We start from the raw sequence: 15,418 nt of genomic DNA on the forward strand, positions 1-15,418 counted from the left end.
AGGAAGTGCGCGTCAGCCGAAGACAAGGGCGTCCTCCTTCTTCCAGACCAGCGCGTAACGGCTCTTTTCGACAAAGGTGGGCGGGCGCGAATGACTGAGATGCGACTCCACTTCGAAGACGCGTCCATCACTCAGCACGAAGAAGGAGTTGATGGCCGCGCCGGAATATTCGCTGGCGATGAAATCACCGTCGATGCCAACCTCGTCCGCTGAAATTGCCGCATCCCACGAACGGATGGCGACGCGATCATGGCGGATGGCATAGCCCGGCTGCGGCGCTTTCCTCAGCGAAGCGTTCAGCGGGAAACGTCCGGCCTGGCTAACGAAGTGATCGTCAACGACATCGCCGGCAAACAGATTGTAGCAATTGAGAAAGCGCGCCACGGCCGCCGAGGCCGGACGATTGTAGATCACGTCGGAGGTCGCCGCCTGCGCAATGCGGCCCTGATCGAGCACCAGAACCATGTCGCCCATCGCGAGCGCTTCGGACTCGCTGCCCGTCACATGCAGAAAGGTGACGCCGCAGCGTTCGCGGATCGTCTTTAGCTCAGTTCGCATGCGACTGCGCAAATTGGCGTCGAGCGCGCCGAACGGCTCGTCCAGAAGCACCATCTTCGGCTCTGTCACCAAAGTGCGCGCCAGCGCGACGCGTTGGCGCTGACCGCCCGATATCTGCGTGACGGCGCGATCCTCCAGGCCCTTCAGCCCGACAAGGGCCAGCATGTCGCGGACCCTTGCATTGACGACGCTCGCATCCGTGACCGGATCAATCTTCCTGTTGCGCAGCCCGAAGGCGACATTGTCGGTGACCGAGAGATGGGGGAAAAGAGCAAAGTTCTGGAAGACGAAGCCGATGCCGCGCGCATGCGGCTCGACCCCATCGAGACGTTCGCCATGAAACAGGATCGAACCGGCATCGGGCTCCTCGAAACCGGCGATGACGCGCAGCAGCGTCGTCTTGCCGGAGCCGCTGGGGCCAAGCAGCGAGATATAGGCGTCGCCTGGCAGGGAAAAATCCACCGAGGCCAGCGCCGGTACGCCGCCAAAGGACTTGGCGACTTGCTTGAGTTGAAGAACGGTCGACACCGATTTCCTACCAGTTCAAGGCAAGGACCATCCTCTCGACAAAGCTTCGCCGCAGCTCGGAATCGGATCGATCCGAACGCTGGACGTCAGCCGTCACGCATGCATCACATGCGCTTCAAAGAGATGTTCCTTGGCGTTTCAACGAGTTCCACCTGTGGCGCTTCTGACGAGTGCCTTGATGTCTTGAAGCATTACATAAATGATTTTTGTATTCAATAGACTTTTTCTGACAAAATGAATTGCGGCAATGAATAAGCCCGGGAACGCAGAACCATAGGTGTAGCGACAGACTGAGCCGCAAGGGCCGCAACCGGTGAATTCGCTAAAATTCAGCGCATAAAGCACCGATCGAAGAGTCGACTGACCGCGACCTTCGCGCAAAAATTCCGTAAAATCGGGCACATACCGGCATAGCGCCGCAATCCGGTCGCGCCATCCACTCGCATAAGCACCGCATAAAAATCAGACTTTGTATTCAATAACCATTTATTTTTGAGCTACTTTACCGCTATAAATAGCGTAAGAGTGAGGCATCGGAGTGATGTGGGCACATTGAATCAGATGACCGAATACGGCGCACGACCCAACGCGCAGAAGCGCTACGAGATCGCGGAGGATGTCCTGCGCAGCAACATCGAGGACAGCACGCTGCCGCTCGGCGTCGTGCTTCTCGAAGGTCCGATCGCTGAAATCCTTCAGATCTCGCGCGCGCCTGTTCAACGGGCGCTTCAGGCCCTTGAAAGCGAAGGGCTTGTGCATCGCTTCAACGGTCGCGGCTATCTCGTCGGGCCTGCCGATCGGGGCATCGAGCCGAACCGCACCGACATCAAGACGCTGGGCCTGACCATCCCACGTCATGCCGACGAAGCACTGCAAAGCCGCTCCTCCTGGGAGCGGATCTACAACACCGTCGAGGCCGACGTGGCCGGCTGCGTCGTCTTCGGCCAATATCGCATCATCGAGATCGAACTGGCCAATCACTTCAACGTCAGCCGAACCGTGGTGCGCGACGTGCTGACGCGCCTGCGCGAGCGCGGTCTCGTGCGCAAGAACCAGTCCTCCCATTGGATCGCCGGACCGCTGACCGCGCAGATGATCAAGGATCATTTCGTGCTGCGCGGAATGCTCGAACCCCAGGCGCTGATCGCCGGGGCCGGGCATGTTGACCGCAGCAGGCTGAGCGAACTTTTTCAGCGCCTGTCCGATCTGGAGAAGCACGACACCGCCGATCATCTCAAGGCGCTGGAAGCCATCTATGCTGATTTCGTCGAGATCTGCATTCTGGCGACGCCGAACGAGAGATTGAAGGAATCGATCCGCAATAATCTTCTGCCGGTGACGGCGACCGAGCGGCTGCTGCGGCGGCTTGGCCTGCCGGGCGATCCCGCTATCATCACCGAACTTCGCCTGGTAACGGAACTGCTGCTGCGCGGCGGCGTGACCGCTGCCGCCGCGATGATGGAAAGCCATCTGGATGCCTCGGTGAAGCGCATGATCGCCCAGATGAAGATTGTCGCGATCATTCCCGGCCCGAGCGTGACGGCCGCCTATCTGACGCGCGTTCTCGAGTAAGAGCAGGCGGCCGCCAAGCAGCTGCATGTTCTGTCTTCGGCGCGGGACAGGCAAGACGGCCATCGCTTTTCCCCTCAGATCAAGGAGGCGCGCATGCGCTCGATCAGCGCCTGCCGCTCGGCCCTCGCCGCAAGCGCCTGTTCCATCGTCACCTCAATGAAGCGGGTCGGCGTATGCGGCTGCAATTGCCCGATCAGATCCATATCGGCCGAAATCACAGTGCCGAGCATGAAATAGCCGCCACCGGAGACGGCATCGCGGTGCAGAATGATCGGCTCGGTGCCGCCGGGCACCTGGATGGAGCCGTAGGGATAGCAACTGTCGACGATGTTGGAGGGATCCGAACCAGCGCCGAAGGGTTGCTGGCGCTCGACAAATTCGAGCTTGCGGCCGCCACGGAAGCGATAGCCCATGCGGTCGGCTTCGGGCGCGACTTTCCATGGATCGGCAAAGAAGCTCTTCTTGGCCTCGTCGGTCAGGCGATCCCAGTAGAGCCCGGGCAGGACCCGAAGCTCAGCGGGCGTGCCGGGCATGCGGCGCAGGCCTTCTTCGACCGACCGGCAATCCCGCACCACCGGACCTTGCCCAACCGGGAGCTCGTCACCCACCGCCAGCGCCCTGCCCTTGTAGCCACCGAGCGCACCGATCGGATAGGTCGACCGGCTGCCAAGCGCCACGGGCACATCGATGCCGCCCGATACCGCGATATAGATGCGCGCCCCGGACTTCAGAAAGTCGAAGCTCAGGACCTGGCCAGCCTTGATCTTCAGCGCCGTCCATCCCGGCTGGGCAACGCCGTCGATCTTGGCCGGCATGTCGGCACCGGTCACCGCGATCACGGCGTCGCCAAGAAATTCAAGCTGCGGCCCCATGAACACCGCTTCCAGGCCGGCAGCACCCTCGTCATTACCGACCAGAAGGTTTGCCGCGCGCATGGCGTAACGGTCCATCGCGCCACCGACGGGAATGCCGAGGTGGAAATAGCCCGGCCGACCCAGATCCTGGACGGTGGTCGCCAGGCCATGATGAAGAACCTTAATGGCCATAGAGCACGCCCTCCAGCTTGGCATTGTAGCCATCGATATCGGTCTGATATTGCCTGAGATCGAAGCTGACCTCGCGGATCGGCGGGCTGAACAAGCCTCTGTCGACCTCCTCGACCGCCTTGTCGTAGCCGTCGCGATCGATCGGCTTGAACTTGACGATATCGCCCGGGCGGAAGAACACCATGAAGTCGCGCAGATAACTCGTCGTCTGCGTCGGGTCGAAGATCGGCATCGGCGTGATCCCGAACATCTGGTAGCCGCCCGCGCCACGCACCGAATAGATGCAGCCGAAGCAGCCACCATGGCCGACCGTCAGCCGTGGCGTATCGGTGCGGGGGCGCAGATATTTCGGGACCTCGATCTGCCGCTGACGCTCGACCATCTGGTACATGAACGGCAGGCCGGCGACGAAGCCGACCATGGAGACGAACCAGGGCGAACCGGCATGGGCGGCGATGAAATCGTCGACCGCGCCGTAACCGTTGATCCCGGCGGCATAGTCGAGATCAGTGCCGGACGGCTCCTGATGGCGCTCACGGAAGCGCATCAGGGTCTCATGCGTCCAAGGGTCGTTGTAGAAGACCGGAATTTCGACGATGCGCGTCTTGATCACCGGCTCGGCCTTTTCGGCCGCCCCTTCGATCGCCCGCACTTCTTTGAGAAGGTCGTCGGGCTTGATCAGGTCCGGATTGAACTTGATCTGGAAAGAGGCATTGGCCGGGCAGATCTCAGTGACGCCCCTGATGGCGCTGTCCCGAACGCCGGTTGCCATCGACAGGCTCTTGAAGAAAGCCTCGAGCGACATCTCATCGCTGCATTCGACGAAGAGATGTTCGTCGCCTCCGAATGTATAGCGTGCAGGCATCAGGCAACCTCCTGGGTCCGGCCGGCTAGAGTGACGAAATCGTTGTCCAGCCAGTGTTCGAGAAAGCGGGTATGGAAAGCGCCTTTGGCGACGCTCGCGTCACGCGCCAGCGCCAGGTGCAACGGCACTGTGGTCGGCACGCCCTCGATGACGAGCGCCTGGAGCGCGATGCCTAGCTTTGCAAGGCAGGCATCGCGCGTCTCGGCATGCACGATCAGCTTGCCGAGCAGGGAATCGTAGAAGGGCGGGATCGTATAGCCCTCATAGAGCATCGTATCGAACCTTATGCCCTCGCCCTTAGGAACAGAGAGTTTCGTGATCGTTCCCGGCGACGGCTGGAACGCCTTGAACGGGTCCTCGGCGTTGATGCGGCACTCGATCGCATGGCCGCTCGCCCTGATATCGCCCTGCGACACCGAAAGGACCGCGCCGCCCGCCACCTTGAACATTTCCTGCACCAGGTCGAAACCGGTAATCATCTCGGTGACCGGGTGTTCAACCTGGATGCGGGTGTTGACCTCTATGAAATAGAAGTCGCCCGTCTCGTCATCGTAGAGATATTCGACCGTGCCCGCGCCGCGATAACCGACCTCGCGGGCGAGCGCCACGGCGCTACCGCAGAGCCGCTCGCGCACGGCGGCGGGCAGCTGGAAGGCAGGGGCTTCTTCCCAGACCTTCTGGCGTCGACGCTGCAGCGAGCACTCACGCTCGAAGAAATGCACGAAATTCTGCCCGTCGCCGAAGATCTGCACCTCGACATGCCGGGCGCGGGTGATGACCTTTTCCATATAGAGGCCGCCATCGCCGAAGGCGGCAAGCGCCTCGGCCGAGGCAAGCGGGAATTGTTGCTCCAGCTCGGCGATATCGGCGACAATGCGAATGCCACGCCCGCCGCCGCCGGCCGCCGCCTTGATCATCACCGGAAAGCCGATCGTTGCCGCCAGGGCGCGCGCCTCATCGAGGCCGGCTACCCGCCCGTCGCTTCCCGGGACCGTCGGAACGCTGGCTTTTGCCGCCACCTGCCGCGCTGCCACCTTGTCGCCCAGCATGCGGATCGCATCGCCGGAGGGACCGATGAAGATCATGCCCGCCGCCTCGACGGCCTCGGCGAAGTCGCCGTTTTCGGACAGGAAGCCATAGCCCGGATGCACGGCGTCGACGCCTGCCGCCTTTGCGGCGGCGATGATCGCCTCGATTCTCAGATAGGACTTCTTCGGTGCCGGCGGCCCGATATCGATCGCCTCGTCCGCGAGCTTGACCGCCAGCATATCCGCGTCGGCGGCGCTGTGGACCTGGACCGTGCGGATGCCGAGTACCTTCGCCGCCTTGATGATCCGCACGGCAATTTCGCCGCGATTGGCGATGAGCACGGACCGGATGGTCATGCCTCGACCTCGGCGATGACCTGTCCGGCCATGACGGGCTCTTCGTTGTCGACCAGAAACTTGATGTTCTTGCCATCGAGGCCTGCGGGAATTTGCTGGAAGGTCTTCATGACCTCGATAAGGCCGATCGTGTCCGTGGCGCTAACAGCGTCGCCATCCGCCTTGAAGACCGGCGTGTCCGGGGAGGAAGCCCTGTAGAACGTTCCCGGAAGGGGCGATTTGATCTCAAGCTTACTCATGTGGCCTCCGCACTATGTCGTTGTTCAGGAATTGGGAAACGGGTGCTATCCGGACCCCCGCACCGACAAGGGCTGCCCGCACTTCACGGGCGATCTCCAGCGCTCCCAGCGTGTCCGAATGAAAGCAGACGGATTCGAACTCGATATCGATGTCGGCACCGGTCACCGTGCGGACCTTGCCTTCGGTGCAGGCACGCAGAACCTTATTCGCAATGGCTTTCGGATCGGGACGGCCCGCGTCGCGCGTAAAAACAATCCAGCCATTGTCGCCATAGTCGCGATCTGCGTAGAATTCGCGCACCGCCGGCTGGCCGACTTCCAGAGCGGCTATATGCGTTTGAGACCCTCCCATGCAGAAGACGGGCGTATTCGGAGCGACCGTGCGCATGTACTGGATGAAAATCCTAGATAGCTCGGCATTGGCCGCCAGTTCCATGTAGAGCGCACCATGCGGCTTCACATGCTGGACCGGCACACCATGGCGGCGGGCAAATTCACGAAGCGCACCCACCTGATAGATCAGGTCATTGATGATCTCCTTGCTGCTCCCGTTGACCTTTCGCCGGCCAAACCCCTGTAAATCATTGTAACCCGGATGCGCGCCCACGCCGACGCCATGTTCGGCAGCCATGCGTACCGTCTCGTCCATGAGGTTCGGATCGCCGGCATGAAAGCCAGTTGCGATGTTGGCGGAACTGATCAATGAAATGAGATGCTCGTCGCGCGTATCGCCGATACGCCACCGGCCAAAGGCCTCCCCCATATCACAATTGATGTCGACGACTTCTTTCAAGCGTATTTCCTCATGCCTGTTTTCATCTGCGGCCGCGACAAAACGCTAGGAGGAAAAGTGGGATTTGAAAAATACAATTTTCAATATGGTATTATCTGATAATCTGATATCTCCGCACAAAAAGACGGCATAATTATTTATTTAAATTCAGCTAGTTAGGCAGATTGCATTGAATTACACCGTTGCTCGCCAACAGCTGTGATAACGATATCTGATTTTTTCGAGAATTTTTCAGATTAACCGATAGAGGATAAAAACGTTGAGCCTCAGCCTGCGCCAGCTTCGATACTTCGTCGCGACCGCTGAATATGGTCAGATCTCCCACGCTGCGATGAACCTTTCGATCTCGCAGTCTGCGGTGACGGCGGCGATCAAGGATCTCGAACTGACCGTGGGCGTGATGCTATTCAACAGGACGCCGCAGGGCATGGAATTAACGGCCGCCGGTCGGCAGTTTCTCTCCCATGCCTATGAAATATTAGCGAAGGTCGACGAGGCCACGCATCTCAATCTCGTCAGCAGCGATATTGAAGGCGATCTGGTCGTTGCCGCGACCTATACGGTGATCGGATACTTCCTGCCTCTCCATATCGAGCGCATGCGGCGCCTGTATCCGCGGCTGCGCATCCAACTCTATGAGGTCAATCGCGAGACCATCGAGGAAGGGCTGCTGTCCAACCGCTACGATATTTCCGTGCTTCTGACCTCGAATATCCTGAACCCGATGCTGACTACGGAGACGCTCTTGAGTTCCGTTCGACGCCTCTGGGTGCCGGCGCAACATAATCTGTTGAGGCGCGACGGTGTCAGCCTTCGCGAAATCGCCGAGGAGCCCTACATCATGCTGACCGTCGACGAGGCGGCGCACTCGTCGCTGAAATACTGGAGCGGCACCGCCTATCAGCCTAAAGTCCTGCTGCGAACGAGCTCCATCGAGGCTGTTCGATCGATGGTCGCCAACAGCCTCGGCGTCGCCATCCTCTCGGATATGGTTCACAGGCCCTGGTCGCTGGAAGGCCGGCGCATCGAAACAGTCAATATCCAGGATCCCGTTCCGCCGATGGATGTCGGGCTGGCATGGCGGGCCAACAGCGAATTCTCACCGCAGATGCTCGCCTTCAGGCGATATTTCCAACAGGCTTTCGGGCTGCCGGGAACCAACGCATGACTGATGCATGCTTCTGGCCCTCAGCCTGCGGGAAAAACAGTTATCCGGCTATTGGAAGAGGATGAGGCCCGCCACACCTATGTGGGCAGCGGGCCTTGTTCCTCAGCCTTCGATTACCAGGCCCTTGGCCTTCAGCACGGCCTCGAGATTGCTGACCTCGACGACCGACTTTCCGGCCTTGTATGCGGCGATGTAACCTGCCTCGGCATCTTCCCTGGCCTGCGCCAGTTTCGCGACCTCGACGGCCTCCGACTTGCGGACGACGACCAGACCGTCGGCATCGCCGACGATGATGTCGCCCGGATGGACGATCTCGTCGCCGATCAGGATCGGCTCGTTGGTGGCGCCGAGCGTTTCCTTGACGGTGCCCTTGATGCAGACGCTGAGCGAAAACACCGGGAAGCCCAGATCGCGCAGTTGCAGCGTATCACGCACGCCCGTGTCGGTCACAAGCCCGCCGATGCCCTTGGCAAGGCAGGCATTGGCAAGCACATCCCCGAACGAGCCGGCTTCTTCATACTCGCCGGCGGAGACGACGATGATATCGCCGGGTTGCGCGTAGTTGATCGCCACCTGAAGCATGATGTTATCGCGCGGCGCGCATTTGACGGTGAAGGCGGGGCCGCAGAGTTTCATCTGGTAGTCGACCGGCTTAATCCGGGAAGACAGCGCGCCGCGACGCCCTTGCGCTTCGTGCAGGGTCGCCGGCGAAAATTTCGCGATCGCCGCGATCTCTTCCTGGCTGGGACGATCGATCTTCTGCTTCAGTATCACCATGTCATGTTCCTCCAGACAAATTAGCAATTGCGAGCCTGCTTCATCGGGCAGGCTGAAAACGTCGTGCGGTCACGATACGGCACGGCAAGAAGCCGGCCGCATCGCCAAGAGCGGCGGGGCATTCGCGCCCCGTTCGCAAAGTTACGGGATCGGATCGAACTTCAGTTCGGTGATCGGGACGACCTTGTCCGTACGGGTCATCTTGTACTCGGTGTTCGGGCCGAGCCACTTGTCCCAGATCTTGTTGATGTCACCCGACTTGTCGAGCGAGACCAGGACCTCGTTGATCTTCGCGGTCAGTGCCGGCTCGTCCTTTTTCATGCCGATGCCGATCGGCTGATAGAGCATGGGTTCGCCGATCATCCGCATCTCGGCGCCCTTGGTCTTCGACTCGTTGACGATCTTCGTCGTCGTCATCGTGTTGGCGACCATGCCGCGTGCCTTGCCCTGCTGGACGGCGAGATAGGCCGACCCCGTATCCTGGAAGGTCAGCGGCTGCGACTTGTTGAGGCGGATGGAGAGTTCCGAGGTCGAGCCCTTGGTCGATGCCAGGCGAACGCCGGCAAAGTCGGCTTTCTTCTGGCCGGCATCGCCGACCTTGACGATCAGCATTTCCTTGGCCAGGTAATAAGGATCGCTGAACTGGATCTGCTCGGAGCGGCTGACGGTGTAGGCGAGATTGGCAACCGCGATATCGACATGGCCGAGCTTGACTTCGGGAACACGCGCTTCGACGGAAACCGGCTTGATTTCCGGCTTGACGCCGAGTGCCTGGGCGATCGCACCGCAGAGATCGACGTCGAAGCCGACCATTTCGCGCGTTTTCGGATCCGGAGATGCAAAGGGAGGAACGTCCGCAAAGGTTCCGCAACGGATCACCTTCGCGGCTATAATATCGGCAAGCTGGTCCGCATTTGCCGACCCGGCCAACGCTGTCGCTGCGAGCGCGAGGCCTAGGGTCCATGACTTCATGTTCATTGCAAGGTCTCCTGTGGGTTGGACGAAATCAATGCCGCAAATCAGCGAGAAACCGCTGAGCACGCGCATGTTGCGGGTTGGAAAAGAATTCTTTCGGTGGTGCTGCCTCGAGGATCAGCCCGTCATCCATGAACCAGACGCGATCCGCCACATCGCGGGCAAATCCCATCTCGTGGGTGACGCACATCATCGTCATGCCGTCGGCTGCCAGGGTCTTCATGACCGCGAGCACCTCGCCAACCATTTCCGGATCCAGCGCGCTTGTCGGCTCATCAAACAGCATCACCGGCGGCTCCATGGCCAGAGCACGCGCAATCGCCACCCGCTGCTGCTGCCCGCCGGAAAGCTGGGCGGGGAAAGCGCCTGCCTTATCGGCTAGCCCCACCCTGTCGAGAAGCTGCTTCGCCTTGTTGCGGGCGACATCGCGCGCGACCCCTTTCACCCGGATCGGCGACATCGCGATATTGTCGAGAACCGACAGATGCGGGAACAGGTTGAAATTCTGGAACACGAAGCCGATGCGGCTACGGCGGCGGTTCATCTCGCTGGCGGGCACCGAGCCATGCATGTCATTGCCGTCGCAGGTAATCGATCCGCTGGCGATTTCCTCAAGACGGTTCACGGTCCGGATCAGGGTGGATTTTCCCGAACCTGAGGGGCCGCAGACGACGACGACCTCGCCGCGCGCCACCTCGGCATCGATCCCCTTGAGGACTTCGAAATGGCCATAGGACTTGCGCACCCCGGACAGCCGGATCATGGGCGGATTCTGAGAAGACTGGGTGAGGGTCATAGCGACTGATCCGTAAGAGCTTTAAGTTGCAGGACTTCTTCGGGCGTCCGTGCGGCTGGTGTTCCAGCGCGCTTGCGGGTGATCCGACGCTCCAGAACCGATGCCACCTGGGACAACGACCAGCAGATCACGTAGTAGACGGCCGCCAGTATGAAGAAGACCTGGAATGGCTGGGTCAGAAGCTGGTTGTTGATCTGGTTGGCCGCGAAAGTGAGGTCCGGCACGTTGATCACGTATCCAAGCGTGGTGTCCTTGATCGTCGACACCAGAACCGAAAGGATGCTCGGGATGACGTTGTAGAGCGCCTGCGGCAGGACGACATAGCGCATGGCGCTGAAGTAGCTGTGTCCAAGCGCGCGGGCCGCTTCCGTCTGACCGTGCCCGAGGGCAAGGATACCGCCGCGCACGACTTCGCTCAAGAAAACACCCTGATAGACGACCAGCGTCACAAGCATGGTAACGAAGCTCGGAACGTCGGCACCCGTTAGCAGGGGCACGAGGAAATAACCCCAGAGGATGAGCATCAGCAGAGGTACGCCACGCGTGAAATAAACCAGCGCGGTGACGGGCCACCTCAAAAACGGTGACTTCGAAAGCCGGGCGAGCGCCAGGAGGATGCTAAACGGAAAGGCAAAGGCGATTGCCAGGACCGAGAGGATCAATGTTGCCGCAAGCCCGCCGATTGGGCCGTTCGGATATTGCCCGACAAGCAGCAGGAGCCAGTAGTCATGGATGATCTGGATGATATCGCCAATCATGCCCGTCCACTCCTGACCGGATCGGTTCTCCGGGTGACGTATCCACCGGCAGCCATGATCATCAGCGAGAAGGCGAGGTAGAGAACCGTCGCCAGCAGATAGGTCTCGAAGGTCAGGAAGCTGAGATTCTCCACTTCCTTGACGGCATAGGTCAATTCCGCGACGCCGATTGCGACCGCCAGACTGCTGTTCTGGAACAGGGAAACGCTATGATTGATCAGCGCGGGCAGCGCATTTCTGATCCCCTGCGGGATCATCACGAAGCGCATGGCCGAGATATATCCATGCCCGAGCGCGCGCGCCGCCTCCATTTGACCCGGGCTCACCGAGCGCAGGCCGGAGCGAAGATCCTCGCTGAAATAGGCCGCCTGACACAGGCCAAGCCCGATAATCGCGAAGGTCGCCTCGGCATTGTGATCGTTCAGCCAATCGGTGACCGGCTGCGGCATCAGGGCGAAAATGCCGAAATACCAGAGCATCAGCTGCACCAGCGTCGGGACGTTCCTGTGATAGGAGACATAGGCGGAGACGATTGCATTGCCGATTGGGCCGGGCGCGTATCGCAGGCCGAGAAGAAGCATGGCGAGGGTCATCGCCAGAAGCCAGGAACCGATCGCCACGACAAAGGTCATCTCGACCCCGTGCAACAGCATCGACACATATTCCGGATTGCTCAAGATCGCGGAGAGATCGAGCTTGCCCAAGATCTCAATCCCCTTGCTTGGAAGATTGGGGCTTTGCCGTCTGCAAGCCGCCCATCACCTGAAGGGTCGGCGTGATTTCCATATGGCCGATGTTCACCGCAACCGGCGCTGCGATCGCAAAGGCGATGGCATCGGCGATATCTTTCGCCTGGGGGAGCTCGAAACCATCGATGAAGCGTTCCCGTATCTCGGGGCTGTCGCCATGAACATGCGCGAAGATGTCGGTGGCAACGCGGCCGGGGCAGATTTCCGTCACACGCACCCGCTTGCCGAAGGCATCGAGACGCAGCTGGTTCGACAGCATGCTGACGCCCGCCTTCGTCGCGTGATAGGAGGAATTGCCACCGAAATTATAGGCGCCGGCGATCGACGAGATATTGATGACGTGACCGCGATCGCGCGCCACCATCCCCGGCACCACCATGCGGCAGAGATGGAGGACGGCACGCAGGTTGACGTCGACAAGAAGATCGATATCGCCTTCGTCGGAATCCAGGAATTTCTTGGGACGATCGACGCCGGCATTGTTGACGAGAACGTCGAACGGGACGCGTTTCGTCAGATCGACGAGAGCCGGCCGGTCGGTGACGTCGATCACATGGGCGATGCAGCCAGTGCGTTCCGTCAACTTCCGCAGGAGCTCACCGTTGCGTGCGACCGCATGTACCTCAAGTCCCTCGGCACAAAAGCGCTCGACGATTGCTGCCCCGATTCCAGAGGAGGCGCCGGTGACAAGTGCGGTTTTGTAGTCGGAAAATGGCATCAATAGTTCCCTTTTGTTGGTGGAACCTTAGCCGACCTTTCCGCCGTGCGATAATTCCGATTATCTTTGGAGGGATAAGCCGATCTTATGAGGGGCATCCAGCCGTATCCGGACATTGATTCCATTGGATGAATCCACATGTTTTCATAGCCGAAGGCCGGCGGGCGGCGCTTCCGCTCCAGCGTTTTCTGCCTAAAAGGTGCTTGGGAGAGATCGCGTTGCAAACTAACAGTCAGGCGGTAATATATCGGCCGGCTGCAAGAGTGAGCGTTAATCTAAAATGGATATCAGGCGTTTCAAATCGTTCGTCGTCATCGTTGATACGGGCAGCATCACAAGGGCTGCCGATATACTCCACATCGCACAGCCCGCGCTGAGCCAGCAGCTCGCGGCACTCGAGGAACACTTCGGAACGAAGCTCCTTATCCGCAGCCAGCAGGGTGTGACCATGACGGATGCTGGGGCCGAGGTATATCGGCACGCCCAGATCATCCTGCGCCAGATGGAGCAAGTCCACAAAGACGTCATTACGGCAGGCAAGCACCTCGCGGGTCGCGTTTCCGTCGGCCTGACACCATTCAGCAGCGCCGCGACGCTTTCGTTCGAGCTTCTGGCGGAAACGAGGCGCCGGCATCCGGGGATTGTGTTGCATCTCACTGAGAGTGTCGGACAGACATACAGCCAGATGCTGCTGAACAATCGGCTCGAGATCGCGCTGATCCATGGCGCCGGCCCCATGAAGGGCTTGCGTTTTTCTCCCCTTCTCCGGGAGGATTTCTACCTGGTCGCGCACGAGACGTTCGGCATCGAAGCCGGCGACGCCCCGATCCCCGTCTCGGCGCTCGAATCCCTGCCGTTTCTATTGCCGCCGCCCTACAATTTCGTGCGGCGGGCGGTGGAGACCGCCTTCTCACGAAGCCGCGTCAATCTGGAGGTGATCGGTGAGGTCGAGGTCATCCGGACGCTGGCGCGTGCCGTCGGCACCGGTCTCGGCGCAACCATCATGCCCAAGGCGGTCGCCGATCGTCTCGTATCCGAGGCTACCGGCCCGATTATCTGTCGGAGCGTCTCGCCGAAGATCGAGGAGACGCTGTCCTTGTGCGTGTCCGAATACGCATCGCTTTCGGACCCCGCCGCCGCGGTGCAGGAAATCCTCAAGGAACTGACCGGACGGCTGAAGCAGTAAATGCCCGTCGCCGCCCCGCCTGTCTCAGCCTATTTCAGATCCCATTCTATTTCAGATCATTGCAGAACTGCGCGATACGCGCGCAGCCGTCGGCTAGCTTCTCCATGCTGGTGGCGTAGGAGATGCGGAAGAACGGGCTCATGCCGTAGGCCGCGCCCTGCACGGTCGCCACATGTTGCTCGTCGATGAGCGCCATGACGAAGTCTGTATCATTCTCAATCTTGCGGCCGGATTTGCTGGTCTTACCAAGGATGCCGGCAATGCCGGGGAAAATGTAGAACGCGCCTTCCGGTCTGTGGCAGGTCAGCCCATCGATACCGGCCAGCTTGTCGAGCACGAAGTCGCGGCGCTGCTTATAGATCACCGCCCGCTCCTTCAGAAGATCCTGCGGGCCGTCCAGCACCGCCACCGCGGCGGCCTGGGTAATCGTGGACGTTCCACCGCTGTTCTGGGCGTTGACGTTGCTGATGGCGGAGATCAAGTCTTTTGGCCCACCGCAGAAGCCCAACCGCCATCCCGTCATGGCATAGGCCTTGGACGCGCCGTTGACGGTCAGGACCCTGTCGTAGAGGCGCGGCTCGACTTCGGCGATCGTGCAGAATTCGAAATCGTCGTAGATCAGATGCTCATAGATGTCGTCGGTCATGATCCACACGTTCGGATGACGTAGCATGACCTCGGCGATCTCAGCCATCTCGGCCCGCGAGCAGGCAGCACCCGTCGGATTGTTCGGAAAATTGAGGAACAGCCATTTCGTCTTCGTCGTGATCACCGCCTCCAGATCCTCGGCGCGCAGCTTGAAGCCGTTCTCCTGCTTGCAGGCGACAGGAACCGGCACGCCGCCCGCGAAGCGGACGATGTCGGCGTAGCTGATCCAGCCCGGCGCGGGGATGACCACCTCGTCCCCCGGATTGCAGGTCGCCATCACAGCGTTGAAGATCACCTGCTTGCCACCACCGGCGGCGACGATCTGGCTTGGATCATAGTCGAGACCGTTCTCCCGCTTGAACTTGCGCGCAATAGCCGTTCTCAGCGCAAGCGTGCCGTCGAGCGGCGGATATTTGGTATCGCCGGCCAGGGCCGCGGCATGCGCCGCCTCGATGGCATGGAGTGGTGTCGGAAAGTCCGGCTCGCCCGACGACAGGGAGATGACATTGATCCCCTTCGATGCGAGATCGCGGGCGCGCTGTGTCATGACGGCGGAGGCGGATACGGAGACAGTCTTGAGGCGGTCGGCTGTGGTCGGCATTGTTTTGCGGCTTTCGATGATCGTTGAAGATGTCGGCTGAGTGTATGCATTCAGGC

The 15,418-nt window shown here is 60.3% G+C and carries 16 protein-coding genes; 3 read left to right on the forward strand and 13 right to left on the reverse strand.

The genetic code is table 11. The annotated features are described in order from the left end of the window. Nucleotides 1-12: 12 nt before the first annotated feature. Nucleotides 13-1,086: an ABC transporter ATP-binding protein gene (locus tag EX00_RS15290; RefSeq protein WP_047459243.1), complete on the reverse strand. Its 1,074-nt coding sequence runs from the start codon at nucleotides 1,084-1,086 to the stop codon at nucleotides 13-15. A gap of 561 nt (nucleotides 1,087-1,647) precedes the next feature. On the opposite strand from EX00_RS15290, the gene EX00_RS15295 reads away from it, so the two are divergent. Continuing rightward, nucleotides 1,648-2,658, forward strand: coding sequence for a GntR family transcriptional regulator (locus EX00_RS15295; protein ID WP_047459246.1), 1,011 nt, complete (start codon nucleotides 1,648-1,650; stop codon nucleotides 2,656-2,658). Between the two features lie 74 nt (nucleotides 2,659-2,732). Here EX00_RS15295 and EX00_RS15300 read toward each other — a convergent pair whose 3' ends face one another. From EX00_RS15300 to EX00_RS15320, 5 genes are read right to left on the reverse strand one after another with little or no spacing between them, the layout of a single operon-like run. Next, nucleotides 2,733-3,704: a 5-oxoprolinase subunit C family protein gene (locus tag EX00_RS15300; RefSeq protein WP_047459247.1), complete on the reverse strand. Its 972-nt coding sequence runs from the start codon at nucleotides 3,702-3,704 to the stop codon at nucleotides 2,733-2,735. Beyond that, the gene (locus EX00_RS15305; RefSeq protein ID WP_047459249.1) at nucleotides 3,694-4,569 is read right to left on the reverse strand and encodes a 5-oxoprolinase subunit B family protein; all 876 of its coding nucleotides are present in this window, start codon (nucleotides 4,567-4,569) and stop codon (nucleotides 3,694-3,696) included. Before EX00_RS15305 ends, EX00_RS15300 begins: the two co-directional genes overlap by 11 nt. Next, nucleotides 4,569-5,954 (reverse strand): acetyl-CoA carboxylase biotin carboxylase subunit, encoded by a 1,386-nt coding sequence (locus EX00_RS15310; RefSeq protein WP_047459252.1) that lies wholly within the window; start codon nucleotides 5,952-5,954, stop codon nucleotides 4,569-4,571. The genes EX00_RS15305 and EX00_RS15310 overlap by 1 nt, the downstream gene beginning before the upstream one ends. Beyond that, entirely contained in the window at nucleotides 5,951-6,193 is a 243-nt protein-coding gene (locus EX00_RS15315; RefSeq protein ID WP_047459254.1) for an acetyl-CoA carboxylase, read from the reverse strand. Before EX00_RS15315 ends, EX00_RS15310 begins: the two co-directional genes overlap by 4 nt. Beyond that, nucleotides 6,186-6,986, reverse strand: coding sequence for a 5-oxoprolinase subunit PxpA (locus tag EX00_RS15320; RefSeq protein ID WP_047459256.1), 801 nt, complete (start codon nucleotides 6,984-6,986; stop codon nucleotides 6,186-6,188). The genes EX00_RS15315 and EX00_RS15320 overlap by 8 nt, the downstream gene beginning before the upstream one ends. Nucleotides 6,987-7,245: 259 nt before the next feature. Here EX00_RS15320 and EX00_RS15325 point away from each other — a divergent pair, with 259 nt between their 5' ends. After that, nucleotides 7,246-8,154, forward strand: coding sequence for a LysR family transcriptional regulator (locus EX00_RS15325; protein WP_047459258.1), 909 nt, complete (start codon nucleotides 7,246-7,248; stop codon nucleotides 8,152-8,154). 102 nt (nucleotides 8,155-8,256) lie between these two features. Here EX00_RS15325 and EX00_RS15330 read toward each other — a convergent pair whose 3' ends face one another. From EX00_RS15330 to EX00_RS15355, 6 genes are all read right to left on the reverse strand, one after another. Then, nucleotides 8,257-8,931 (reverse strand): 4-carboxy-4-hydroxy-2-oxoadipate aldolase/oxaloacetate decarboxylase, encoded by a 675-nt coding sequence (locus EX00_RS15330; RefSeq protein WP_047459261.1) that lies wholly within the window; start codon nucleotides 8,929-8,931, stop codon nucleotides 8,257-8,259. Between the two features lie 141 nt (nucleotides 8,932-9,072). Continuing rightward, on the reverse strand, nucleotides 9,073-9,909 hold the full coding sequence (locus EX00_RS15335; protein ID WP_047459263.1) for an ABC transporter substrate-binding protein: 837 nt from the start codon (nucleotides 9,907-9,909) through the stop codon (nucleotides 9,073-9,075). A gap of 28 nt (nucleotides 9,910-9,937) precedes the next feature. Further along, nucleotides 9,938-10,702, reverse strand: coding sequence for an amino acid ABC transporter ATP-binding protein (locus EX00_RS15340; RefSeq protein WP_047459265.1), 765 nt, complete (start codon nucleotides 10,700-10,702; stop codon nucleotides 9,938-9,940). After that, nucleotides 10,699-11,460, reverse strand: a complete 762-nt coding sequence (locus EX00_RS15345; protein WP_047459267.1) for an amino acid ABC transporter permease — start codon at nucleotides 11,458-11,460, stop codon at nucleotides 10,699-10,701. The genes EX00_RS15340 and EX00_RS15345 overlap by 4 nt, the downstream gene beginning before the upstream one ends. After that, nucleotides 11,457-12,164: an amino acid ABC transporter permease gene (locus tag EX00_RS15350; RefSeq protein WP_047459269.1), complete on the reverse strand. Its 708-nt coding sequence runs from the start codon at nucleotides 12,162-12,164 to the stop codon at nucleotides 11,457-11,459. The genes EX00_RS15345 and EX00_RS15350 overlap by 4 nt, the downstream gene beginning before the upstream one ends. A gap of 4 nt (nucleotides 12,165-12,168) precedes the next feature. Beyond that, nucleotides 12,169-12,927, reverse strand: coding sequence for an SDR family oxidoreductase (locus EX00_RS15355; protein WP_047459271.1), 759 nt, complete (start codon nucleotides 12,925-12,927; stop codon nucleotides 12,169-12,171). A 280-nt stretch (nucleotides 12,928-13,207) separates the two neighbouring features. Here EX00_RS15355 and nac point away from each other — a divergent pair, with 280 nt between their 5' ends. Then, nucleotides 13,208-14,113, forward strand: coding sequence for a nitrogen assimilation transcriptional regulator NAC (gene nac / locus EX00_RS15360; RefSeq protein WP_047459273.1), 906 nt, complete (start codon nucleotides 13,208-13,210; stop codon nucleotides 14,111-14,113). Nucleotides 14,114-14,159: 46 nt separating this feature from the next. On the opposite strand, the gene EX00_RS15365 is transcribed toward nac, so the two are convergent. After that, a complete protein-coding gene (locus EX00_RS15365) occupies nucleotides 14,160-15,362 on the reverse strand; it encodes a pyridoxal phosphate-dependent aminotransferase (protein WP_047459276.1) in 1,203 nt (400 codons plus the stop codon). Nucleotides 15,363-15,418 lie beyond the last annotated feature (56 nt).

This window comes from Martinezella rhizogenes, from assembly GCF_000799715.1.
GTDB classification, from domain to species: domain Bacteria; phylum Pseudomonadota; class Alphaproteobacteria; order Rhizobiales; family Rhizobiaceae; genus Rhizobium; species Rhizobium rhizogenes_C.

Coding starts and splice junctions, on each gene's coding strand:
- EX00_RS15345 (WP_047459267.1), bottom strand. CDS start 11,460: ATGATTGGCGATATCATCCAGATCATCCATGACTACTGGCTCCTGCTG.
- EX00_RS15300 (WP_047459247.1), bottom strand. CDS start 3,704: ATGGCCATTAAGGTTCTTCATCATGGCCTGGCGACCACCGTCCAGGAT.
- EX00_RS15340 (WP_047459265.1), bottom strand. CDS start 10,702: ATGACCCTCACCCAGTCTTCTCAGAATCCGCCCATGATCCGGCTGTCC.
- EX00_RS15315 (WP_047459254.1), bottom strand. CDS start 6,193: ATGAGTAAGCTTGAGATCAAATCGCCCCTTCCGGGAACGTTCTACAGG.
- EX00_RS15335 (WP_047459263.1), bottom strand. CDS start 9,909: ATGAACATGAAGTCATGGACCCTAGGCCTCGCGCTCGCAGCGACAGCG.
- EX00_RS15305 (WP_047459249.1), bottom strand. CDS start 4,569: ATGCCTGCACGCTATACATTCGGAGGCGACGAACATCTCTTCGTCGAA.
- EX00_RS15295 (WP_047459246.1), top strand. CDS start 1,648: ATGACCGAATACGGCGCACGACCCAACGCGCAGAAGCGCTACGAGATC.
- EX00_RS15330 (WP_047459261.1), bottom strand. CDS start 8,931: ATGGTGATACTGAAGCAGAAGATCGATCGTCCCAGCCAGGAAGAGATC.
- EX00_RS15365 (WP_047459276.1), bottom strand. CDS start 15,362: ATGCCGACCACAGCCGACCGCCTCAAGACTGTCTCCGTATCCGCCTCC.
- EX00_RS15355 (WP_047459271.1), bottom strand. CDS start 12,927: ATGCCATTTTCCGACTACAAAACCGCACTTGTCACCGGCGCCTCCTCT.
- nac (WP_047459273.1), top strand. CDS start 13,208: ATGGATATCAGGCGTTTCAAATCGTTCGTCGTCATCGTTGATACGGGC.
- EX00_RS15310 (WP_047459252.1), bottom strand. CDS start 5,954: ATGACCATCCGGTCCGTGCTCATCGCCAATCGCGGCGAAATTGCCGTG.